The following is a 23,699-nucleotide window of genomic DNA, read 5'->3' as shown; positions in this document are numbered from 1 at the left end:
CGAATTGCTCCCTTTTTCTATCTATTAATTGTGATTATGAAATAAATCCTTTGACATACTGTTTCGTAATTTCATGCTTAGGTTCCAAGAGAATCTGCTCTGAGGGTCCAAATTCAATAACCTCACCATTGTATAAGAATAATATATAATCTGATACCCTTCTGGCTTGGCGTAGGATATGTGTGACCAAAACAATGGTATAATCTTGTTTTAATTGGACCAATAAGTTCTCAATGACCTGAGTTGAAATTGGATCCAAAGCAGAAGTAGACTCATCTCCCAATATGATTTCTGGCTCTACAGCAAGGCCCCTTGCTAAACAGAGCCGTTGTTGTTGTCCGATCGATAATTTACTTGCGGAACCATCTAACCGATCCTTAACCTCTTCCCATAAACCTACATTGCGCAATTGTCTTTCAACTATAGCCTTTAAAGACTTTTTATCTTTATTCCCATGAATTTTAGGGCCATAGGCAATGTTGTCGAATATAGACATCGGCAGAGGAAATGGTTTTTGGGACAGTAAGCCCATCTTTTTCCGGATATGGGTCACCTCAGCATCCGGACCATAAATATCTTCACCATTGACAAGTACCGATCCCGTGACCTTGACTTCAGTGGAATCATCCAATAGCCTATTAAGCGTCTTGAGCAAGGTAGTTTTGCCACATCCTGAGGGACCAATGATAGAGGTTATGCAGTTATTTGGAATCTCGAGATTGATGTCCTTTAAAATATGTTGGTCTTCAACAAAAACATTCAACCCCTTAATCTCAATATGTGGATTTACCTGATGGATTATGCCCTGTGTTTTTTCTGTCTCGATGCTAGGTATTGCGTACATATAACAATAAGTAAGATGATTATAGTTAAAATTAATGCGGAAGCATAGGCTCTACCCTGAACTTCAGGAATAGGGCTGCTCAACTGAAAGAAAATCGCCAATGGAAGGGTTGCAGTAGGTTCATCCAGATAAATCGGAATATTGTCGCTGAACCCAGTTGTCAATAATACGCCTGCAACATCTCCAATTGCCCTTCCGAATGCAAGTAAAATCGCGGTGAACAGGCCTGGTTTAATATAGGTTATCATGACTTTAGCTGATTCCCAGCGAGTTGCTCCTAAAGAAGTTGTAATATGGCCTAAATCCGTTGGAATGGTCTGAATTAGCTCATCTAAGGTCCTGACAACGATTGGGATAGTTAATAGGGTAATCGTGATCACACCACCGATCAACGATGCTCGGACACCTAGCCACACCATGATGCTGAAAGCTATTGCTCCATATACTATAGATGGCACTCCAAATAAAACATCAAATACTAATTTGGAAAATCGACTGATCCTTGATCCTTTCTTAGAATAGATGTTTAAATAAATACAGATAGGTATCCCAATGATAGTGGCTAAGAACGTAGATAAACCTGCAAGGTAAAGCGATCCAAGTATCGCATTGAGGATTCCACCGCCTTTACCTACATAAAATCCTCCTTCAGGAGTCTTGGTGATCATATCTAAGCTCAAATATGGCAATCCTTTGTAAAGGATCGTCCCTATGATAAAGAATAAGGAGCCTGTGATGATGATTCCAGAACCTTGCATAAGGAGTTTGGCAAACTTTTCTTTCCTCAGCCTTCTATTGATGTTGCTCATATATTTTTTGCCTCCATTTTCTTTAATATCCCTCTTGAAATCAGGTTAAATCCTAAAATGATAATAAACAATAGCAATGCTGCGAACATCAATGCGGAATCATATAGAGGAATGGACATCATTTCCCCAAAGTTATTGGCAATTAGAGCGGGTAATGGATATCCCGCATCAAATATGGATTGAGGGATCTTTGGAATATTTCCACAGACCATAAGCACGGCAATGGTTTCCCCAAATGCCCTGGAAACAGCTAGAACTATTGCAGCCATTATTCCGGGCCTTGCTTTCTTTAATATCACTTGCTGAATGGTTTCAAGTTTAGTGGCCCCTAAGGATAAGGAAACTGATCTCAGCTCCATAGGAATGGTCTGCAAGACCTCGACCATAATGCTCACCATGATTGGAAAAATCATGACGGCCAATACAATACCTCCAGAAAAGACAGAGTAACCGGTACTGCTGATTCCGAAAATAGGAGCGATGTACCCTCCAATTAATGGAACTACGAATAGAACTCCCCATACACCATAAAGTACAGGTGGGATAGCTGCTAATATGTTTACTAATGGCAGTACAAAATTCCGCAATCTGCTTCCAGCATACTCGACCAAGTAAACGGATGCAGCCAAACATAAGGGTACAGCAATGATTAATGCGATTAATGTAACCCATACAGTCCCCATGATAAACGGTAAAAAACCGAAGTTTCCTTTCATAGGCGACCAAATGCTACTGCTCAGGATAGTCCACAAGGATTCTGTGGCAATTAATGGTTCTGCCTTAATACTTAACCCAATGAGGATTGCCAATATCACCAAGAGGCATATTCCCAATAAAATCCCAGAGAGGTTTTTGATTATTTTATCTTTTATCAGTCTGTAATTCACTTGCAAGCAATTTTTCGTTCTCTTTCTTATTCAATTCCTTATTGATCGGCACAAATCCATTGTCCAGTAAATATGCCTGTTGTTTGTCGGTCATTACAAAACGGACAAACTCTTCCAGTAACTTTGATTGATGTTCCTTATTGAGGACAAACATAAGTTCCCTTGAAGGTGGTGATGGGTATTTTCCGGTTGCCACTGCATTTGTGAGGCTATCCAGTTCTGTGTAGAAGTTTTCCTGAGCATCAATCTTATGGTTTGAATTAATATCAAGTGGCAGGGCTATAATATTTGCTGTTGTTCTTTTTGTTTCTAAATCAAAAACATAGTTGATGTTATTAAAACCAATAGCAAGCGGATTGTCTTTGATGGCTTGAGCCAATCCTGGATCACCAAATATTCCGATTCCTTTTAATTCCTCTTGAGTTGCTCCAAGATACTTCGCCCAGGTTTCTGCTGCTCCAGCAGCATCTGAACGTATATATACTTCAATATTCTTGTTTACAAAGCTTGGATCTAAATCACTCCACTTTTTGATTTTGCCTGTTACAAAGATTCCTTTTAGTTCATCTTGACTCAATCCTCTTGTTAGGAGAGCGGCGATATTAGGATGTTTGCTATTTAAGGTTCCTATAACGGCATCGTTTGCTACAATAACTGGTAAAGCACCTTTTTCTATTTCTATCGGGTGTAGGTCTCGGGATACCAATCCGATATCTACCATATTAGAAAGCACATCAGATATCCCTTTTCCAGCTCCTCCCGCTGAAATATTGAATCTTACATGCGGGTGTAATTTCTTGAAATCTTCACTCCATAAAACAGCAATTGGGTAGAGCGCAAAGGCCCCAGAAATTGATATTGTGCCTACAAATCCCTTGTCCTTATCATAACCTTGATCAACTTTCGGTGCACAAGAAAATGTTACAATCTGGATTAAGGAGCTAAATATCAGTAGTTTAATTGTTTTTATTTGCTGTTTTTTATACATCCTTTGAAATTAATTACACAAATATATAGTAATTTGGTAGACTTTGTATAGTTCTTTTATAATTATTTTATACATTTGTCGAATAAACGTTATCAATAACCTAACTAAAGAGGTGAAATATTACCTTTTTAATAATTGAAGATAGAATGCAGAGCTTTAGGACAGAATTAGAGAATCCTGTAGTAGCACAGGAAATCATAGAATTAGAGAAAAAGATTAGAGCTTATCGGAAAGGTGATCTACCAGAAGAAAAGTTCAGATCCTTGCGTTTAGCTAGGGGAGTGTATGGGCAGAGGCAGCCTGGCGTTCAAATGGTGAGGATAAAACTCCCATTTGGAAAAGTTACTTTTCAGCAGATATTAAAAATTGCGGATATCTCTGATGAGTACGCAAGCAAAAACCTTCACTTAACTACCAGACAAGATATTCAAATCCATTTCGTAAGCCTTGACAAGACCCCAGAACTTTGGTCTAAGCTTGCCGAGGACGATATGACCTTAAGGGAAGCCTGTGGGAACACCGTTAGAAATGTAACGGCTTCAGCAACTGCCGGTATTGATCCGGAGGAACCATTCGACGTATCTCCTTATGCTCATCAAACTTTTAAATATTTTGTCCGTAATCCTATCTGTGCTGAAATGGGAAGGAAATTCAAGATTTCATTTTCAGCTTCTGATAAGGATAGCGCATTTTCCTATATCCACGATTTCGGTTTTATTCCTAAAATCAGAATAGTTGATGGTAAAGAACAAAGAGGTTTTAAGGTCATGTTAGGTGGTGGATTAGGTGCCCAGCCAATTCTAGCGCATGAAGTCTATGATTTCCTTCCTGAGGATGAAATCCTTCCTTATGCTGAAGCTACAATTCGGGTTTTTGACCGTTATGGAGAGCGGAATAACCGAAATAAAGCAAGATTTAAGTTCTTGGTACAAAAACTTGGTCTTGAAACGGTCTTGGATCTGATAGAAGAAGAGAAGATCGCGGTAAAACATAAGCGTGTTCCCTTTGACATCGATGCAATCCCTCAACCTGAGCCTCCATCTAATAAAGTTGAAGAAGAAATAGCAGATGACCTGCTTGGTTTTGAGCTTTGGAAAGCTACAAATAGCTTTGAACAAAAGCAAAAAGGCTATTATGGCGTTTATGCAAATATCCAAACAGGAGATATTTCCACGGAAAAAGCACGGATACTGATCGCTGGAATCAGAGATCATGTCGCTGACGATATTCGTATCACCCAAGACCAGAATCTTTTGTTTAAATACGTGCGTCCTGAGTCATTGGCAAGTATTTATAATGTACTCTTAAAATTAGGTTTTGCAAAACCGGGTTATAATAGCACAGCTGATATTACCACTTGTCCAGGAACGGACACCTGTAATCTAGGTATATCGAATTCTACTGAAATGGCAAGGGTACTGGAGAATTACATCCATGAATTCCACCAGGATTTTATACAGGAAAAAGAATTAAAGATTAAGATCTCTGGTTGCATGAATTCTTGTGGCCAACATGGTCTTGCTCATATTGGCTTCCACGGTAGTTCGGTAAAAGTCAATGGCAATGTGGTCCCTGCAGCTCAAGTCATGATTGGAGGCGGAACCCTTGGCGACGGAAAAGGTAGGGTGGCAGATCGAGTGATCAAAGTTCCTACTAAAAGAGTCCTTCAGGTGGTTGATGTTATATTAGCTGATTTTAAGTCGAATAAGGATAGCGAGCAAAACTTCATTTCTTATTACGAACAGCAAGGGAAAGATCATTTCTATAGATTATTGAAACCCTTGGCAGAGCTTGGAAACCTCAGTGCTGATGAGCATATCGATTGGGGCCATGAAGAAAGTTTTGAAACTGCCATTGGTGTCGGCGAATGTGCTGGAGTGGTAATTGATCTCGTGGCCACCTTATTATTAGAGGCCGAAGAAAAACTGGAGCTAGCAGAACTTGCCTTGGAACAAAAGCAATTTGCTGATGCAATCTATCATTCATACAGCTCATTCGTATGGACAGCTAAAGCCTTATTGTTAGATAAAGGCATAAATGCTTCGACACAAACCGCAGTTATTCAAGAGTTTGATGACAACTATGTAAATGAAGACTATTTCCAGTTTCCAGCTTCATTTTCAGATAGAGTTTTACAGATCAACAAATACGAGCCTTCTGAGGAATTTGCAAGAACCTATTTGCTGCAAGCCAAGGCCTTTTGCTTTGAGGCAAAAGAACGTAGAGAAGAATGGCGTGTAGTAAACCAATAAGAGAGGAGAGAACATGAAGGAAATTAAACCATTTGTAACATTAGTAGGCGCTGGTCCAGGTGACCCAGACCTAATTACCTTAAAAGGCATTAAAGCAATCCAACAAGCCGACGTAATTCTTTATGATGCCTTAGTAAATGAGGAATTACTAGAACTTGCAACAGCTGATTGTACAAAAATATACGTTGGGAAACGAGCTGAACAGCTATCTACCTCACAAGATCAGATCAATCAACTTTTGGTTGATTACGCTTTGACCCATGGTCATGTTGTTAGGCTCAAAGGAGGAGACCCATTTGTCTTCGGACGTGGTGGTGAAGAAATTGATTTTGTAAGAAAATTCAATATTCCTACCGCAGTAGTGCCTGGGCTTTCTTCTTCGATCAGTCTTACTGGATTGCAACAGATCCCATTGACATACCGAGGGATTTCTGAATCTTTTTGGGTCATTACTGGAGCAACGAAAGCGGGTTTCCTTTCTGAAGATTTATATACTGCAGTCAATACAAATGCTACAGTCGTAGTTTTGATGGGTTATGCTAAACTTCATCAAATCATTGAATTATATAAAGAAAATGGAAAGGCTGATCTACCAATCGCTTTGATCCAAAATGGGTCTCTTCCTAATGAAAAGATTGTGTTGGGTAGGGTTGATAATATCCTTGACCAAGCTGAAGCATCAGCCATTGGAGTACCTGCCATCATAGTACTTGGAGAAGTCGTTGCTAAACATCTGGAATTTGAAAAGGTTAAGGAACAATTACAATTTATAGAAGGATAATGAACGAGCTTTTTCCAATATATGTCAAGTTAGATCAGGTAGAAACCTTGTTGGTTGGTGCTGGTCCCGTTGGATTGGAAAAGATACAGGCTATTATTTCCAATTCACCAAATGCCAAGGTTACCGTGGTGGCAGAGGAAATTTGTCATGATTTCTATGAATTTGTATTGGGTAAAGAAAATATAGTGCTGCATAAGCGTTCGTTTTCAGCCGTCGATCTTTATTCCAAACAGGTGGTAGTTCTGGCGACCAATAATCCCAAATTAAACAGCTATGTAAGGGAGCTTTGCTCTGATCATCATATCCTTTTGAATGTGGCAGACAAACCATCCCTATGTGATTTCTATCTGGGTTCGGTGGTTCAAAAAGGAAATTTGAAAATCGGGATTTCAACAAATGGGAAATCTCCAACGATTGCCAAAAGACTGAAAGAGTTCTTGAATGACCTTTTACCAGAAGAAATTGATGAAACACTCAATCTCATGGCAGATCTTAGAAACCAGCTTTCCGGTGACCTTAAGGAGAAAATAACAGTGCTGAATGCACATACGGAGCAATTAATTAAACAAAATGAATATGATCGAGCAAATTAAAGCAGACTTAATTGGAGCAGATGCACGGTCTATCATCCAATATATTGAGGAGAAATATGCCGAAAAAGCTGTCTTTTCTACCTCATTTGGAATAGAGGATCAAGTGTTGACCCACATTTTGGCTCAAGAAAAATCAAGGACGTCTATTTTCACCTTAGATACTGGACGTCTTTTTCCGGAAACCTATTATGTGTGGAATCGGACATTAGACCTCTATAAGTTAAAAATCAAAGCCTATTATCCAGAAACAAAGGCCGTAGAAGAACTTTTGGAACAGAAGGGGCCATCTAGTTTTTATAATTCCGTGGAGGATCGAAAGGAATGTTGCTATATCAGAAAAATTGAGCCTCTAAAGCGAGCAATTGCTGGTTATCAGGTCTGGATTACTGGAATCAGAGCTGAACAATCTCAAAATAGAGACCAAATGGAATTTGTGGAATGGGATGATGTCAATCAGATCATTAAAATCCATCCCTTATACAACTGGACTTTGGCCGACGTAGAAAAATACTTAAAAGACAATTTCGTTCCTTATAACCCACTACATGATAAAGGATTTATCAGTATAGGTTGCCAACCTTGTACGAGAGCTGTACAAGAAGGAGAGGACTTCCGCGCCGGCAGATGGTGGTGGGAAGATAAATCAAAGAAGGAGTGTGGATTACATGTAACACTTAAATAATTAGTTTATACAATGGATTACTTAGATCATTTAGAGGCAGAAGCCATTTACATATTGAGAGAAGTAGCTGGACAGTTCGAAAATCCTGCACTTTTATTCTCCGGAGGAAAAGATTCGATTACATTAGTTCACCTAGCTAAGAAGGCGTTTCGACCAGGTAAATTTCCATTTCCATTAGTTCATATCGATACTGGCCACAATTTCCCCGAAACCATTGAGTTTCGTGATTGGCTAGTAGATCAAATTGGAGAAAAACTAATTGTGGGTTATGTGCAGGAAAGCATAGATGCTGGTAAGGTCGTTGAACAGAAAGGCAAAAATGCCAGTAGAAATGCCCTGCAAACGGTTACTTTACTCGATACGATCGAAAAAAATGGTTTTGATGCCTGTATTGGTGGAGCCCGCCGTGATGAAGAGAAAGCTAGGGCCAAGGAAAGGATATTTTCGGTAAGGGACGATTTTGGACAATGGGATCCTAAGAGACAGAGACCAGAGCTTTGGAATATTTTCAATGGTAAAATCCAAAAAGGCGAAAATGTCCGCGTTTTCCCTATCTCCAATTGGACTGAACTCGATGTTTGGAATTATATAAAAAGAGAAAAGATCGCCTTGCCATCCATATATTTCTCCCACAAAAGGGACGTGGTTTTTAGAAATGGTCAATGGATGGCAGCTGATCCTGTCCTTCAGATTGATGACAACGATCTTGTAGAACATAAATCAGTGCGTTTCAGAACAGTAGGAGATATGACATGTACTGCCGCTGTAGATTCGATTGCTACTGAATTAGATGATATCATCAACGAAATTAAAGCATCCACAGTTAGCGAGCGTGGCGCCAGAATGGATGATAAGGTCTCGGAAGCTGCAATGGAAGATCGCAAAAAGCAAGGCTATTTTTAATTTAAGGGAGGAAAAGAACATGAACATTTTGAAATTTTTAACGGCCGGATCTGTAGATGACGGAAAGAGCACACTGATTGGCCGATTATTATATGATACTAATTCTATTTTAGATGATCAATTGGAAGCCATACAAAAAGCAAACCGCAAGAATGATGATGGAACCATTGATTTAGCAATCCTGACAGATGGTCTCAAAGCAGAAAGGGAGCAAGGTATCACCATAGATGTCGCCTATAAATACTTCCAAACGGAAAATAGAAAATTTATCATAGCTGATGCACCGGGACATATACAATATACCAGGAACATGGTTACCGGAGCTTCAAATTCTGACCTGATCATTATCCTCGTTGATGCCAGAAAAGGCGTAATTGAGCAGACTAAGCGTCATTCATTTATTGCTAAAATATTGGGAATCAAAAAGGTATTGGTTTGTGTCAATAAAATGGATATGGTAGATTATGAATTGGCAGTTTTTGAGAATATCAAAACAGAATATCTTAACCTAGCCAATAAATTGGGCTTAGAAGATGTTGATTTTATTCCTGTATCTGCTCTTAAAGGTGATAATATAGTACAAAAGTCCCAAAGAATGCCTTGGTATCATGGCGCACCAATACTCACATATTTGGAAGAAGTTGAATTTGAGGAACTTGCAAACCAAGGTTGGCGTTTTCCAGTTCAATGGGTAGTTCGCCCGCAAAGTACTGATTTACACGATTATAGAGGTTATGCCGGTAGGGTGTTGGGAGAGGGCTTGAAAGTAGGGGAAGAGGTCCTGGTTTTACCAAGTGGCTCCAAATCTAAGGTAAAATCTATAGAATTTGATAGTCAGGAATTGCCTGAAGCACACAATGGATCATCTGTCATCATCCATTTAGAAGATGAAATTGATATTTCTAGAGGAGATTTCATTGTCAGTGCCAACCATCCAGCAAAAACTGACAAATCTTTTGAAGCTAATATCTCTTGGTTTGAAAACAAAGAACTTGACTTGGGGCAGATTTACTTGTTGCAGACTCATTCTAAAGTCAGCAAAATAAAAATTCCAGAAATCCTTTATAAATACGACGTCCATACTCAAGAACAATTATATGAGCAAGCGATTGGTCTTAATGATATTGGTCGAGTATTAATAAAATCTGCAGATGAAATTGTTTATGATCAACAAAAGGATTTCCCTGAAAATTCTAGAGCAATCATCATTGACCCAAGAACAAATATTACAGTAGCCGCTGCAATAATTCAATAAGAAAACTATACAGAATCCTATAGGAGCTAATAAATTTAGAAACTATAGGATTTTAGTATTTAACACAAATATACAAGAGAAGGGTATATTCAATAATTACTATTTAACATAATATAAATTATTTGACTTATTCGTATTGTGAGATAATAAGGCAAATCCTTTAACTATCGATCCTCTTAACAAAATTTAAAGTCTAAGTAATAACCAAACTATCCGCAACAGTTACTCACTTAAAAACCAAATCTAAATTTGGTATCTGAATGATTCCTTTGACTTAGATTCTAAAATGCTTTGAATAAATTCCTTTAAATAATAAAATGGCTATAAATAAATTGGGATCGGATCCTAGATGAAATTCTGAAACACTTATTGCTTATGGAATATTTTATAGGATTATATAATTCTCAAGCCTTAGCCTTTTCTACCATAAATCAACAGCCGTTTAAATGCATAAATTGCTGGAAAACTTTTATAGGCATCCACTATCCTTTTTTTAAATTCCTGGATGAATCCTTCCTTATTCTCTTCATCCAAAATCTCTAAATAAGGCACCATTGCCGAACCTGAGATGAAATCATACAGATCATCCACATTTTCAGCAATCTGAGGATATACCTTTTGATAGATTTCAATATCCTTTATTCCATTGTCAAACAGGATCTGTGTATACTCATCCATGGATAGAACTGGGGAATTTCGCGTGAAATGACCTAATTGAGAGGCAAAGGGTTCCTCCTGTACCAATTTTAAAAGGATCTGATTTAATTTATTATCATTCTGAACGGGCATCTGAATGGCTAATTGACCTCCCGCCTTTAATTTGGAAATAACTTTAGGAAAAAGAACGGTATGCTTATCCAACCATTGTAAGGCTGCATTGCTGAAAATTAAATCCCAATGCTTGTTGTCAGCTATTGCATCCTCGATGTTTTCCAGTTTGAACTTAAGCCGATCATTTTCGTAAGGCTTCGACTTTTCAAGCATTTCTGCTGAATTGTCTACGCCCAAGATTTTAGCTTCCTTAAAGCGGTTTGCAAGCGTTGCAGTCTGTTCTCCAGTACCACAGCCTAAATCAATACATTCCATTGGCCCTAAATCTTCTACCAAATTTAGCAGGTCATAAAATGGCTTATAGCGAATATCTTTATATCGGTTGTATACTTCTGGATCCCAAGGCATAGTTGTAAATTATTTTAGTTTAGAAAATGCTACCTTAATTCCCATCAAAATAAATACCATACCTGAAAATTTATCCATAAATCCCTTGATTTTATTGTTGCCCTTGATCTTGCTTGAAAAAAGGTTCATGGAAAGCGCCAATATGCAATAATACAGCAATCCTAAGGCCGCATAGGTAAAACCTAATACGATAAAGGGAATTGAAGAACCTACAGCGTCTTTCTGGACAAACTGAGGGAAAAAGGAAAGAAAAAACAAAGCCACTTTAGGATTCAAAACGTTGGTAATCAATCCAGATTTAAAGTTTTTCCAGCCACTTTCTGACTCAGTCGTGATCTCTTCCAGGTTAAAGGCCTTTTCCTTAGAAAGAATGGATTTGATCCCTAAATAGATTAAATAGGCTGCTCCTAAATATTTTATGATGGAAAAAGCTATTGCTGACTGGGCAATCAACACCGAAAGACCCAAAGCTGCAAACATGGTATGCACTAATATGCCTGCATTGACCCCGATCGCAGAATATATACCTGCAGACCTCCCCTGACTAATGGATTTATTCAGCACAAAAATGGTATCCATTCCCGGTGTGATAATAAAAACTATGGTCGCAAGCAAAAAGAGCTCAAAATTTAAGATGCCAAACATGTTTCGGAATTTGTTTTCCCAAATCTAAAAATTTAAGTGAGGAAATCAATTGAAAAATTAACCTGACTTCCAAAATGTTTTTGATAAATTAGAAAGGAAGAAATGCCTGGTTTTAACCCGCTTAAATAAAGACCCTTGAGAGAGTTACCAAAAATGGATAGGAATACCATTGGCCCTTTTGCTGATGTCTCACTGTTAGATTTCTACAGCGGTGTCTTCAACTGTGTATTTGTTTCCTTAAATCCTTTCCTACAACTGCTGGACTCTTCCACTTTGAAACTTTCTAATTTCTGGGAAATAGACGATAGAACTTCAATTGATATTAAACAAAGGATCCTTCTCCATACTAAACCCATCCGATGGGAAGAGATATTAATGATTTCAGGATTTCAGGGGATTAACCAAATAGATATCGCATTGAGGACTTCTATCGGTGGATTGGTCAAGCTGAAACAAGATTGGGTCCTTGAGGAAATATTAGATAACGCTATGGAGAATAACCAAATCCTAGCACCAACTGAAGGCCGCATTCCTGAAAACCAAATCAACTCTATTCTAAAAGCGATTAAAAAACAGGGATATGAATGGATATGTTTAGGCGCTGAATTTGGTGATGCCATGGAATTGGTCTGGATTGATGACCTGATCCAGGATCAAATAGATTATGCTACACACCAAAATCTATATACTTATGATCGCAAGATATTGATCAGCTGCCATTGGGATAGCTTCCAAATCTATATCTGTTCTAATCCAGCGACCGTGAAAAGTATCGTGAAGGATGCTTTATTGGAAGGTTTTTACGCCAATGAGAAAACAGAAGTTTATTGGAGTGTAAAAGCTGATTGATCTTAACTTGTTCAAAATATAAATATTGGCAGCATTTTTTCAACAATATTCCTCAAATTTGCCATTCTATTGAATGATACATGAAGCTTCAAGCCATCAATCTTATTTCCAAGGAAAAGATCAATTTAAAGAATGAAATTCTCGCTGGATTAACGGTTTCTATGACCATGATCCCAGAGTCGCTTTCATTCGCCATACTGGCGGGACTTAGCCCACTCACTGGTCTATATGCAGCATTCTTGATGGGTATTGTAACTGCTTTTTTAGGAGGTAGACCTGGAATGGTATCCGGTGGCGCCGGTGCTACAATTGTTGTCCTGATTGCATTGGCATCCTCACATGGGGTCGAATACCTATTTGCTGCTGTGGCCCTTGCTGGCCTTATGCAGATCCTAGTTGGCGCTTTTAAATTAGGGAAATTTGTTCGTCTGATTCCACAGCCTGTTATGTACGGATTCTTAAATGGTCTGGCCATTATTATCTTTATGGCCCAATTAAAACAGTTTAAAACGTTCAACAATGGCATAGAAACCTGGATGACAGGCTCTCCCCTCTTAATAATGGCTGGTTTGACTTTGCTGACCGTATTGATCGTGTTGATCTTTCCAAAAATTACCAAAGCTGTTCCGGCATCCTTGGTTGCTATCATCGTCACCTTTGCCCTGGTTTACTTCTTTGATATCCATACGAAGAAAGTTATTGATATAGCATCGGTGAGTGGTGCTTTTCCCTCTTTCCACATACCCAATGTCCCTTTTTCCATCGAAACCTTGAAAATCATCTTTCCTTATGCTTCGGTTATGGCTGCAGTTGGATTGATTGAATCCTTGTTGACCTTAAATATGGTTGATGAAATCACAAATACTAAGGGGAGTTCAAATCAGGAAGCCGTAGCGCAAGGTACTGCGAATATGGTCAACGGATTTTTTGCAGGTATGGGAGGTTGTGCCATGGTGGCTCAGACCTTGGTGAATATCAATGCTGGTGCGCGGACCAAGATTTCAGCCATTGTTGGTGCATTGGGGATCTTGTTTGTGATCTTGGTGGGTGGAAAGGTAATTGAACAGATTCCTATGGCTGCTTTGGTCGGGGTCATGATGATGGTGGCAATTTCTACTTTTCAATGGGGCTTTTTACGACTCTTGACCAAAATGCCAAAATCTGATGTGCTGGTTGGTATCCTGGTCGCAGCCATTACGGTCATCTTGCATAACCTGGCTTTAGCGGTATTTGTAGGTGTAATCATATCAGCATTGGTGTTTTCTTGGGATAATGCCAAAAGGATTCGCGCCAGGAAATCCATAGCAGAAAATGGCGAAAAGGTATATGAAATATACGGACCTCTGTTCTTTGGTTCCACAAGTAATTTCATGGATAAATTTGATATGATTGAGGATCCCGAACATATCATCATAGATTTTCAAGAATCGAGGGTAGTTGATATGTCCGCCATAGAAACCTTGAAAAAGCTGATCCAAAAATATCAGGATTTAAATAAGAAAGTTACCTTAAGACATCTCAGTCCAGATTGTGTCCGATTATTGGATAACGCCAAAGGATTTATAGAAGTCGATATCGAAGAAGATCCAACTTATAAGGTTATGCCTAAAGGTTAATCAGTAACCATAAAAAAACTAATTGGGTTTAACTGAATAAACCCAATTCGTCTATTTATAGTCAGTGATTAAATCTTATCTGTCAGGCTGCTGATATCTATCGTTGGTTTTCCCAGATTCATGGCTTTGATCGCATCCTTGCATTCATCTACCATTTGTTGGGTCATTTTGTATTCATAATTTCCATAATCATCATATTTCATTTCCCCTACATAAAAGAAACCATATTGATCAAAGAAATCAGTTAAATCTGTCCTTGATACCTCGCAGGCAGTCTTGATGAAATTCAATTGATGAACTGCTGGGTTTCGTTCCACAACAACAGGCTCCCTGCCCCATCGTTCCCGGATTTTTTGCCTAGAAGGACTATTGTTCTTATTTTGTTTTCTCAAAGTCTCAAATAAGTCTGGATAGAAATCTGGGTTCTTCCCCTCCCCTTCAAAGTATAATTGCAATTGCCAAAATGGAACTAACCTGTTGAACACATCAGGGTCTTGCAGATAGGAAATCTTTTTGTCAATGATCGATTCTTTAGCTGACTGGAAATTGTTTTGGGCCAAGATTCTTGATTTGTTTCCAAATGACCTCATGACATAAAGCGAATAAATATTATTACTCACCTCTCCTAACCCTCCCCAGCTCAGCATTGGCGAAGTTTGGTGTACATGTCCAACTTCATGGCTAAATCCCCAACAAGGGTCACCATTGATGACTGAACTTGGATCTAAGACCATCTTCATGGCATAACCCTGCTTGTCTCCCATATAGGCTACTCCATCTCCATCACGGAACATATAGTAGTTATAGTTTACTCTTGCTAATATCTTATTGTCGGGAACCCTATCGTATTTGATCAAGCCCATTAAACGATGTTGTCTATATACGAGGGAATCGTAATTGCTGATCAACTCCTTCCCTTTTCCGTATGCATATTTCTTTAGATCCTCTACGGGATATGCCGTTTGTATATGCTTGCCCTTTGCATCCATGATCGGATAGACAGCATGATCCAAAAATGCATTCCAATCTTGGTCAGAATGCTTCTGTATATCAAAATAACCATTTACCTGTCCAGATAGAAAATGTATTTTGATCGGTTTTTCGTCCTTGGGCTGATCAGAGAAGTAATTGACATAAGCCAAACTGCCAAACTCCTTTAATTCAATGATATTGACCCCATTCTTTAATTTGAATTCCTTCTTCTCGATTCCCCAACCCTTCGGGTCTTTGGTCGGCTCTTCTGGGTTAGGCGCTTTACGCATCCAATTTGGAATAACGAGCTTGATATCTTGATCATCTTCAATGCCATCAGCAATAAGGATGTGTTTGCCAATAGGTAGATAAACGCCGGTTACATTTTCATATTTGCTATATCCATCGCCAATACTCAGTTCTTGACCCAATGTTTTCGGTGATAATAGTGCAGGATAGCTGGCATATTTATAAGGGTCTACATTTTTGCCAGACAATAATCCTTGTGCTAAGGCACGGATATCCTCATTTGCAATAGTCGCTATCTGTTTCTTGTTTACTCCCTTTTTAAGTTGGGTAGCTAGCCCGTCTTGGAAGACCGTTAAATCAGCATATACTTGATGCAGATCTTGGGCACTCTGGGCACAACTAAGGTTACTGATTAATATGGCTGCTGAAAGTGTAATTAGTGTTTTTTTCATAATAAAGAATTGATCCAGTACTGACTAAAATACATTTAATTTTTTATCTCAATAATGTGAGAATTTGCCAAAACAGGCTAATTACGCTTTATTTGCAGTTTCAATCGGTTGACTAAAATTTTATTTATTTCTGGTCTCTTGATTAACAATAAATAATTCTAAGCTCCGTTTAAAATTTGAACCCTAAAATTTATTTTTCAATGCACTTTAAAACTTACTCTTTAACGCTAGTTTCCAGCCTCATTTCCTGTTCTGTTTTCTCTCAAAATCTGCAAGGCTTAAAACCGCAGATTGATAAAATATTAGCTAATTACCAAGCAAAAGTTGGGATTGCCATTCACAATAATGATTTTACCGATAGCTTGATAATGAATGGAGATCATCAATATCCCTTACAGAGCACGTATAAGTTCCATCTTGCCATTGCCATCCTTGATCAGGTGGATAAAGGGAAGTTAAGTTTGGACCAACCTGTGGATATCAGTAAGGCGACAGTTACCACTGATCTATACAGTCCAATCAAGGATAAGTTCCCCAATGGTACAACGCTGCCATTAAGTGAAATATTAAGGTATACCGTAGCGGAAAGCGACAATGTAGGTTGTGATATTATGTTTGGATTGCTTGGAGGGACTGAGCCTGTACAAAAATATTTTGAAGATAGAGGCTATACGGAGCAATCGATCAAAACTACCGAGGAAGAACAACAAAGTAACTGGGATATTCAATTCCAGAATTGGACGAAGGTGGCACAAACCAATAGAATCCTCTTTGATTATTACACAAACACGAAAAAATTGCTGTCAGACAGTTCCCATAAATTTCTTTGGGATACTATGCGCTCCACCAGTACTGGTAAAAATAGGTTAAAGGGTCTATTGCCACAGGGCACCGTTGTGGCTCACAAGACCGGTTATTCAGGAGTCCATAAAACCACAGGTTTCATAGCTGCAGTCAATGATATTGGCGTAGTCACGTTGCCAGATGGCCAGGTTTTCTATATTTCAGTCTATGTTACCGACTCCAAAGAAACCGAACCGAACAGCGCCAAAATTATTGCAGAAGTTTCAAAAGCCGCTTATGATTTTTTGAAAAAGTAAGGTTGGGATTGATGCCTAAAAGAGATTGATTGAAATGATGTGGAGGTCGTATTTATTTGAGGAAAGCATCTTGATCCATCCTCCTATCCTTTGCATCCTGGTTCAAAACAATATTTTTAAAACAAACTCCCAAAATATTCTGTTTGAACAATTACATTTGTTTAATACGAACTAGAACAATGAAACCAAAAAAATTAGAACCACAGCGTGCCGAGGAACTATTGGATATCCTTAAAAAGCGATTTGAAAAAAATATGCACAGGCATCCTAATATCACCTGGGAAGATGTTAAAGGAAAATTAGAGGCTTCGGCTGATAAACTTTGGAGCATTAATGAGATGGAAGAATCAGATGGTGAACCTGATGTGGTATCGATATATGACAATGAGGAAATCATCTATATCGACTGTGCTGCAGAAAGCCCAAAAGGCAGACGTAGCTTATGTTATGATGAGGAGGCATTGGAATCCCGAAAAGAACATAAGCCCAAAGATTCGGCGGTCAACTTGGCCAATCATATGGGGGTAAAAATATTGAATGAGGCAGAATATGCTGCTTTACAGGCTTTGGGCAACTTTGATGCAAAGACCTCTAGTTGGCTGGAGACACCAACTGAGATTAGGGAAAAAGGCGGTGCTATCTTCGGAGACTATCGCTTTGGCCGGGTTTTTACCTACCATAACGGAGCAGAATCCTATTATGCAGCCCGTGGATTCCGTGGTTTGATCTCCCTTTCCTAAAAATATCAATAATCCTTTCAAGGATTATACCTAACCTAGCCGATCAAAATTCAGCTAGGTTTTTTATTTTTATATGCTGTTCTATTGGGTTTCTATTAGACCTCATTCGAGACACATTCCGAAATTTCGAATCGGATGAAATTATTCTCGAATGATTTTCGAATGATTCCCGAATATGCCTCGAATGATTCCCGAATATGCCTCGAATGAAACTGTCATACTCGGCTAATTTTTGAACCTGAAGAAAAGTGTTGTTTGCTAAAGAATCTCTAATTTTCCTTATATTTAATTATAAATTTAAGTTATGGGAATGTATTGCACCCTTAGAAGGGTAACTTTGGATAAATTGGAGTCTTACCTCGAAGACAGTCATAAGTTGGAGCAAGATTTCTTTTCCAATGAAGTTACACAAGCTCCTTCCTTAGATATTGATAAATCATGGGATGGCATAATTTTTTTGTTGACAGGGTCCTCCTTTGAGAACGCTGTGGAGAACAAAATGAGCCATGTCATTTTAGGGTCTGCATCGGTAGATGAAAATCAAGATCTGGGTTATGGTCCAGCAAGATACTTGCTTCCAGAGGAAGTGAAGAGCTTGAATGAAAAAATCAAAGCGATTGGAATTGAAGACCTGAAACTTAGGTTCAATCCTCAAGAGATGAAGGAACAGTCCGTATATCCTGATATTTGGGACGAACAGAATAGCTTTGACTATTTAGAGGAATATTTTGTGAAACTCCAAAGCTTTTTCCAACATGCAAGTTGGGCAAATGAAGCCATTGTAATCATCATTAATTAGTATTACCTGCACGGATACCGGTCAGTTAGGATTTAATGATCGTATCTAACTGTTCCGATAATTTCTTCAGAACGGTCCTGTCACCCCCGTTTACTTCCAAGGTCATATATTGACCTTTATAGTTGATGTCTTTGATGGTTTTCATGACCTGGGACCAATTTACATCCCCCTGGGTAAGTTCTATGTTAAAGCCCTTCCCTAGCCCTTCCTCATTCATGATCTTCTTGCTGTATTCCTTGACATGGAGCTTGAAAACTTTGTCTCCAAGGACTTCCAACCAATGGTCTGGCCATCCATATCGTAGGATATTACCTAAGTCAAAATACCAACCGACTAATGGATGATCTATTTTATCTAGAAAATCCTTGGCCTCTATTGGACTGAGGATAAAATTGTTCCATACGTTTTCCAATGCAATTTTTACCCCTGTTTTTTCAGCATGCGGAATCATTTTTCGAATAGAATCCAGGGCATTTCCATAAGCAGTTTTATAGGATACTGTATCACTGACCACTCCGGGTACTAGCAATACAGTATCTCCACCTAACTCTTTGGTCTGTTCCAAGGATTTCGCCATGGAGTCGATGGTAAACTTTCTCACAGCAGGATCAGGATCTGAAATTGGTTTGCCCCAATGATCCTTATTGACCGTACTTGGGACCTCAATACCTGTTTTATCACGCGCTTCCAATAAATCTTTCAAAGGGATGTCCAATGGACTGTTGAACTCAATGCCATCAAAACCTAGGTCCTTGACCAACTTAAACTTGTCCAGTAGAGAAAGGTCTTCCTTGATCATCCAATAGCCTAGCCCCTTTTTTATCTGGAGTGAATTAGCATTGACTTTCAGGGTATTGCCAATTACATCCGTTGATAAACTTGTAGCTGCTAGGATTCCAAGAGATTTGATGAAGTCTTTTCTTTGCATTGGATTTTATTAAAGTTAAGAAGGTTGATTTCCTAAAGATAGAAATTTAAAACCAATTGCTATATGCAAATAAGCCTGCTGTGCCTCCGGTATGGATAAATAATATAGGTTCTCCTTTGGGATATTTCCCTAATTTAATGTCGTTGACCAAACCTGTAAAGGCTTTGCCAGTGTAAACAGGATCTAGGAAAACGCCTTCTGTCTTAGCGAGATGCTTGATGGTTGCCAAAGTTTGTTCATTGGGTATGCCATATGCCTCTCCTACATATTCATTGGATAATCGGTATTCGATTTTGGATTTTGAATCGTCCAGTTCGAAAATGTCGAGAATACCTTCTGTAATATGCTTGGTTTCTGTCAAGATAGGTTCTCGGTCTGGTTGTACATTGTAGGCCTGGATAAAGACTTTCTTTCCTTGGATTTCATAGCCAGCGATTACGCCTCCATGAGTTCCTCCCGATCCACTTGCCAAAGCTATATGTTGAAAATTGATACCTAGAGCAGCAGCTTGGGTTTCGATCTCAAAGGTGGCTCTAGCATAACCTAATCCACCAACCACATTAGAACCGCCTACGGGTATGAAATATACTTTCTCCCCTTCGGTTTCATAATGTTTGCTGAGGTTGCTGATAAAGGTATTGGCTGTTCCGTCGTTGGGTATTTCGTGGATGTTGGCGTCAACAATATTATCCAAAACAAGGTTCCCGTTGAGTTGATAACTCTCTGTATCAAGCGGGACCGAATTTTTGAGGACCAAATCGACCTCAAAGCCCTGCATTTTTGCTGAAATTGCCGTAAGCCTTGCATGGTTAGATTGTCTCGCTCCGATGGTGATGACCCGGTTTGCTTGCTGGTTCTTCGCTTCTGCCAATAGGTATTCTAACTTTCTAAGTTTATTTCCACCTGTTCCGAGCTCGGTTAGATCATCCCTCTTGATAAAAATTGGGGTGTCAAGTTCTTTGCTCAGAGATTTTAGTTGTAGTAATGGACTGGCTTGGTTTAATAGGTTAATTCGGTGGAATCCGTTTGAAACCAAGTGATGGTCAAATCCGCTTAATTCTTTCATGAAATAAAATTAAGGAATTATATGCATTGATTAAAAACATAAAATATTGGCATTTTTCTGGAATTTTTGGTAATATTGCGTTGAATCAAATAATTATTTAATAATAAATGTCCCTTAATTTTAAGAATTTCATTAAACAAGTAGATCAGCGTAATCCAAATGAACCTGAATTTCTACAAGCAGTTACCGAAGTAGTTGAGGATTTAATTCCCTATATCACTGAAAACAGACAAGATTTTATTGATCTCAAGATCCTGGAGCGTATGGTCGAGCCAGAACGTGTTGTTTCCTTTCGCGTGGCATGGTTGGATGACAAGAACCAGATTCAAGTTAACCGTGGCTATCGTGTTCAGATGAATTCAGCAATCGGGCCGTACAAAGGCGGGTTGAGATTTGCACCGGATGTAAACTTGAGCATCTTGAAGTTCTTGGCTTTCGAACAGGTTTTCAAGAACAGCTTGACGGGTTTGCCAATTGGCGGTGGTAAAGGAGGTTCTGATTTTGATCCTAAAGGTAAATCGGACAATGAAATCATGCGTTTTTGCCAAAGCTTCATGACGGAATTGCAAAGACATATCGGTTCGGAAACGGATGTCCCTGCAGGCGATATCGGTGTAGGAACAAGAGAAGTTGGGTATTTATTTGGTCAATACAAAAGATTACAGAATAATTTCTCAGGCGTGTTGACCGGAAAGGGAACACAATGGGGAGGTTCATATATACGACCAGAAGCTACGGGTTATGGTCTACTCTACTTCGTGCAATGTGTATTGGACTACAATAACGAAAGCATTGAAGGAAAGACAATCAGTATTTCTGGAGCTGGAAATGTAGCCTACTATGCTGCGGAAAAAGCCATTCAATTAGGTGCAAAAGTGATTACTTTATCAAATAGCCAGGGGACAATATATGATAAAGATGGATTCACGATAGAGAAACTGGTTTATTTGGGGACTTTAGGCCGTGATCTAGGAAAATTCAGCAAAAAATATCCTTCAGCAACCTATCATGCTAAGGAAAACCCATGGCAGTTTAAATGTGATATTGCATTACCATGTGCTACGCAAAATGAAATAAATGAATCCGATGCCAAGAAATTAGTTAAGAATGGTTGTACTATCGTTGCTGAGGGTGCCAATATGCCTTCAACTGCCGAAGCAATCCGTGTTTACCATCAGGCAAAGATCCATTTTGGTCCTGGTAAAGCCGCTAATGCGGGTGGTGTTGCGGTTTCTGGTTTAGAAATGTCGCAAAATGCCATTGGCCAACAGTGGTCTCCTGAAAAAGTAGACCATCGATTGAAATTGATCATGGAGAACATCCATAAGACCTGTGTCCGTTTTGGTAAGGAACAGACAGGTTATGTCAATTACTTAAGAGGTGCCAATATTGGAGGCTTTATAAAAGTTGCGGAAGCAATGAAAGCCCAAGGAGTCGTTTAGAATAGTAATAATTTATAATTTTGAAGTTCTGGTCTATATAAACCAGAACTTTTTTATTTAATATACATAAGAAAAGATATGCGAGTACTAGCTGAGTTGCCACATCCTGACTGTAAGATCAGCATCTTCGGGATGAACCAAAAGTTTATCATCAAGTTTGAACAAGGGACTTTGGAGCAATCCTATAAAATAGCCGAAGTAGATGTTGTTGGCGGAGTCAATGGCTTGTTTGAAATGCTTGATGAAGAGTTTATGAAGAAGGTTCTTGACCTCTTTGTTCAGATGAGAGCTGCAATTATAGAAACCTACAACAAACATCAATAATAAGTTGATATAATATACGTAAGTATCAGATTACGTAGTTGTTAAAAAACTAAAAACCTGTATACCAAATATTATTTGGTATTCAGGTTTTTTTTATGTTCTAGTTTATATTTTAGTAAAACCTAACATTTAAATAAATAATATAAAATACTGAAATACAGTATAGTTATATGTTGTTACAAAATATTATTTGGGTAGATATTTCGCCAAATAATCCACTCCTACACTCGCTTTTTCGGATATTTTCAGTACTACTGGTGGTACGCGATATTGCTCAGCATTTGGGTCGATAAGGATAAGTTTGCAGTCCGGTTTAGTTTCGTAGATCAGGTTTGCTGCAGGATAGACTTGCAGGGATGTTCCAATGGTTATGAAGACATCTGCCTGCCTTGCTATTTTATAAGCTTCATTCATATTTGGAACTGCTTCTCCGAACCAGACCACATGTGGGCGCAATTGAGAACCGAGCTCACATAGGTCCCCGTCCTTAATATCCGTCCCGTTGATGTCATAGATAAGATTTGGATTTATGGATGACTGTCCTTTCCTGATCTGTCCATGTAGATGCAACACTTTGCTGCTTCCCGCACGCTCATGCAAATCATCAATATTCTGGGTGATAATGGTGATATCATAATCTTTCTCCAGTTCGGCCAGCTTTCTATGGGCATGGTTAGGTTCTGCTGCCAAACAATCTGACCTTCTTTTATTATAGAAATTTTGAACTAATTCAGGGTCTTTTTCCCAGGCTTCAGGAGTAGCGACATCCTCTACGCGATGGCCTTCCCAGAGTCCATCTGAACCCCTAAATGTTGGCAGGCCACTCTCTACGGATATTCCAGCACCTGTAAATACAACTATTTTTTTCATGGAAAATGGATTAAAAAAAATCGGTTTCATTATAAAATGAAACCGATTATAAAATGAATTGTGAATATTATTTCACAAAATATCTATGCTCAATAACTGTAGCTTCGGGTTTCTTTTCTTCAATAGCTTCCTTGATTGGGCAACTACCCGTGACACCTCTCAGTACAAGTGCGCCCCCCAGTGTAATTCCAGAGAAAGCTGTAATCGGGTTTTTGAGAAGCTTTCTAGCTCCCATACCGATAATGAAACCGCCAGCAATTACTGATAATATACGTTCTGATGTTCCCACATTACCATATTCGCAGGATTCTTCTAGTTTAGTTTTTACTTTGTCAATTGCAAAATTTAAAATACCGCTCATAATTTTCGAAATTTATTCCTCTACAATATAACGATTGAAAAATTAAAATGTTTCCAGTTAGGTATAAATTTTGTGTTTAGGACATTAATATTTGTAAATTCAGGCAGAAAAGA

General features: G+C 38.7%; 24 protein-coding genes. 13 read left to right on the top strand and 11 right to left on the bottom strand.

Annotation, left to right across the window (positions count from 1 at the left end; all coding sequences use genetic code 11):
• Positions 1-34: 34 nt before the first annotated feature.
• The 4 genes from NLF99_RS06100 to NLF99_RS06085 are packed head-to-tail and all read right to left on the bottom strand — an operon-like array spanning position 35 to position 3,528.
• Positions 35-844, bottom strand: coding sequence for a phosphate ABC transporter ATP-binding protein (locus NLF99_RS06100; RefSeq protein WP_254527196.1), 810 nt, complete (start codon positions 842-844; stop codon positions 35-37).
• On the bottom strand, positions 799-1,653 hold the full coding sequence (locus NLF99_RS06095; protein ID WP_185216345.1) for a PstA family ABC transporter permease: 855 nt from the start codon (positions 1,651-1,653) through the stop codon (positions 799-801). Before NLF99_RS06095 ends, NLF99_RS06100 begins: the two co-directional genes overlap by 46 nt.
• Positions 1,650-2,540: a phosphate ABC transporter permease subunit PstC gene (gene pstC / locus NLF99_RS06090; RefSeq protein WP_254527194.1), complete on the bottom strand. Its 891-nt coding sequence runs from the start codon at positions 2,538-2,540 to the stop codon at positions 1,650-1,652. The genes NLF99_RS06095 and pstC overlap by 4 nt, the downstream gene beginning before the upstream one ends.
• The gene (locus tag NLF99_RS06085; protein WP_254527192.1) at positions 2,515-3,528 is read right to left on the bottom strand and encodes a PstS family phosphate ABC transporter substrate-binding protein; all 1,014 of its coding nucleotides are present in this window, start codon (positions 3,526-3,528) and stop codon (positions 2,515-2,517) included. Before NLF99_RS06085 ends, pstC begins: the two co-directional genes overlap by 26 nt.
• Positions 3,529-3,674: 146 nt before the next feature.
• On the opposite strand from NLF99_RS06085, the gene NLF99_RS06080 reads away from it, so the two are divergent.
• The 6 genes from NLF99_RS06080 to NLF99_RS06055 are packed head-to-tail and all read left to right on the top strand — an operon-like array spanning position 3,675 to position 9,994.
• On the top strand, positions 3,675-5,780 hold the full coding sequence (locus tag NLF99_RS06080; protein ID WP_254527190.1) for a HEPN domain-containing protein: 2,106 nt from the start codon (positions 3,675-3,677) through the stop codon (positions 5,778-5,780).
• A gap of 13 nt (positions 5,781-5,793) precedes the next feature.
• Positions 5,794-6,561 (top strand): uroporphyrinogen-III C-methyltransferase, encoded by a 768-nt coding sequence (gene cobA, locus NLF99_RS06075; protein ID WP_254527188.1) that lies wholly within the window; start codon positions 5,794-5,796, stop codon positions 6,559-6,561.
• Positions 6,561-7,154, top strand: coding sequence for a bifunctional precorrin-2 dehydrogenase/sirohydrochlorin ferrochelatase (locus tag NLF99_RS06070; protein ID WP_254527186.1), 594 nt, complete (start codon positions 6,561-6,563; stop codon positions 7,152-7,154). Before cobA ends, NLF99_RS06070 begins: the two co-directional genes overlap by 1 nt.
• Positions 7,132-7,836, top strand: coding sequence for a phosphoadenylyl-sulfate reductase (locus NLF99_RS06065; RefSeq protein ID WP_254527184.1), 705 nt, complete (start codon positions 7,132-7,134; stop codon positions 7,834-7,836). The genes NLF99_RS06070 and NLF99_RS06065 overlap by 23 nt, the downstream gene beginning before the upstream one ends.
• 12 nt (positions 7,837-7,848) lie before the next feature.
• The gene (cysD, locus tag NLF99_RS06060) at positions 7,849-8,739 is read left to right on the top strand and encodes a sulfate adenylyltransferase subunit CysD (RefSeq protein WP_185212151.1); all 891 of its coding nucleotides are present in this window, start codon (positions 7,849-7,851) and stop codon (positions 8,737-8,739) included.
• Positions 8,740-8,758: 19 nt separating this feature from the next.
• Entirely contained in the window at positions 8,759-9,994 is a 1,236-nt protein-coding gene (locus NLF99_RS06055) for a sulfate adenylyltransferase subunit 1 (RefSeq protein WP_254527182.1), read from the top strand.
• 411 nt (positions 9,995-10,405) lie between these two features.
• On the opposite strand, the gene NLF99_RS06050 is transcribed toward NLF99_RS06055, so the two are convergent.
• Positions 10,406-11,173 carry a methyltransferase domain-containing protein gene (locus NLF99_RS06050; RefSeq protein ID WP_254527175.1) on the bottom strand — a complete coding sequence of 256 codons (768 nt, stop codon included), beginning with the start codon at positions 11,171-11,173 and terminating at the stop codon, positions 10,406-10,408.
• Between the two features lie 9 nt (positions 11,174-11,182).
• Positions 11,183-11,818, bottom strand: coding sequence for a LysE family translocator (locus NLF99_RS06045; protein ID WP_254527168.1), 636 nt, complete (start codon positions 11,816-11,818; stop codon positions 11,183-11,185).
• Positions 11,819-11,953: 135 nt separating this feature from the next.
• On the opposite strand from NLF99_RS06045, the gene NLF99_RS06040 reads away from it, so the two are divergent.
• Both NLF99_RS06040 and NLF99_RS06035 read left to right on the top strand, forming a co-directional pair.
• On the top strand, positions 11,954-12,667 hold the full coding sequence (locus tag NLF99_RS06040) for a DUF2711 family protein (protein ID WP_185216334.1): 714 nt from the start codon (positions 11,954-11,956) through the stop codon (positions 12,665-12,667).
• An 80-nt stretch (positions 12,668-12,747) separates the two neighbouring features.
• Complete coding sequence (locus NLF99_RS06035; protein ID WP_254527166.1) at positions 12,748-14,283, top strand: SulP family inorganic anion transporter; 1,536 nt, start codon at positions 12,748-12,750, stop codon at positions 14,281-14,283.
• Between the two features lie 68 nt (positions 14,284-14,351).
• Here the strand turns inward: NLF99_RS06035 and NLF99_RS06030 are convergent, their stop codons facing one another.
• Positions 14,352-15,956, bottom strand: a complete 1,605-nt coding sequence (locus tag NLF99_RS06030) for a M60 family metallopeptidase (protein WP_254527164.1) — start codon at positions 15,954-15,956, stop codon at positions 14,352-14,354.
• A gap of 200 nt (positions 15,957-16,156) precedes the next feature.
• Here NLF99_RS06030 and bla point away from each other — a divergent pair, with 200 nt between their 5' ends.
• The 3 genes from bla (at position 16,157) to NLF99_RS06015 (ending at position 18,595) form a co-directional block, all read left to right on the top strand.
• Positions 16,157-17,056: a class A beta-lactamase, subclass A2 gene (gene bla, locus NLF99_RS06025; protein ID WP_254527162.1), complete on the top strand. Its 900-nt coding sequence runs from the start codon at positions 16,157-16,159 to the stop codon at positions 17,054-17,056.
• Between the two features lie 179 nt (positions 17,057-17,235).
• The gene (locus NLF99_RS06020; RefSeq protein ID WP_185212143.1) at positions 17,236-17,796 is read left to right on the top strand and encodes a DUF4256 domain-containing protein; all 561 of its coding nucleotides are present in this window, start codon (positions 17,236-17,238) and stop codon (positions 17,794-17,796) included.
• A gap of 304 nt (positions 17,797-18,100) precedes the next feature.
• Positions 18,101-18,595, top strand: a complete 495-nt coding sequence (locus NLF99_RS06015) for a YfbM family protein (RefSeq protein ID WP_185212142.1) — start codon at positions 18,101-18,103, stop codon at positions 18,593-18,595.
• Between the two features lie 25 nt (positions 18,596-18,620).
• On the opposite strand, the gene NLF99_RS06010 is transcribed toward NLF99_RS06015, so the two are convergent.
• Both NLF99_RS06010 and NLF99_RS06005 read right to left on the bottom strand, forming a co-directional pair.
• The gene (locus NLF99_RS06010) at positions 18,621-19,523 is read right to left on the bottom strand and encodes a sugar phosphate isomerase/epimerase (protein ID WP_254527161.1); all 903 of its coding nucleotides are present in this window, start codon (positions 19,521-19,523) and stop codon (positions 18,621-18,623) included.
• A gap of 46 nt (positions 19,524-19,569) precedes the next feature.
• Positions 19,570-20,589, bottom strand: a complete 1,020-nt coding sequence (locus NLF99_RS06005; protein ID WP_254527159.1) for a D-cysteine desulfhydrase family protein — start codon at positions 20,587-20,589, stop codon at positions 19,570-19,572.
• 107 nt (positions 20,590-20,696) lie between these two features.
• Here NLF99_RS06005 and gdhA point away from each other — a divergent pair, with 107 nt between their 5' ends.
• Together gdhA and NLF99_RS05995 are read left to right on the top strand one after the other, a co-directional pair.
• A complete protein-coding gene (gene gdhA, locus NLF99_RS06000) occupies positions 20,697-22,031 on the top strand; it encodes an NADP-specific glutamate dehydrogenase (protein ID WP_185212139.1) in 1,335 nt (444 codons plus the stop codon).
• Between the two features lie 78 nt (positions 22,032-22,109).
• Complete coding sequence (locus NLF99_RS05995) at positions 22,110-22,355, top strand: hypothetical protein (RefSeq protein WP_254527158.1); 246 nt, start codon at positions 22,110-22,112, stop codon at positions 22,353-22,355.
• A gap of 186 nt (positions 22,356-22,541) precedes the next feature.
• On the opposite strand, the gene NLF99_RS05990 is transcribed toward NLF99_RS05995, so the two are convergent.
• Both NLF99_RS05990 and NLF99_RS05985 read right to left on the bottom strand, forming a co-directional pair.
• Complete coding sequence (locus tag NLF99_RS05990; RefSeq protein WP_254527156.1) at positions 22,542-23,225, bottom strand: NAD-dependent deacylase; 684 nt, start codon at positions 23,223-23,225, stop codon at positions 22,542-22,544.
• A 67-nt stretch (positions 23,226-23,292) separates the two neighbouring features.
• Complete coding sequence (locus tag NLF99_RS05985) at positions 23,293-23,586, bottom strand: DUF2892 domain-containing protein (RefSeq protein WP_185212136.1); 294 nt, start codon at positions 23,584-23,586, stop codon at positions 23,293-23,295.
• Positions 23,587-23,699 lie beyond the last annotated feature (113 nt).

This window comes from Sphingobacterium sp. LZ11T8 (assembly GCF_024261425.1).
GTDB lineage: Bacteria > Bacteroidota > Bacteroidia > Sphingobacteriales > Sphingobacteriaceae > Sphingobacterium.
This window is presented reverse-complemented; position numbering and strand designations above follow the sequence as displayed.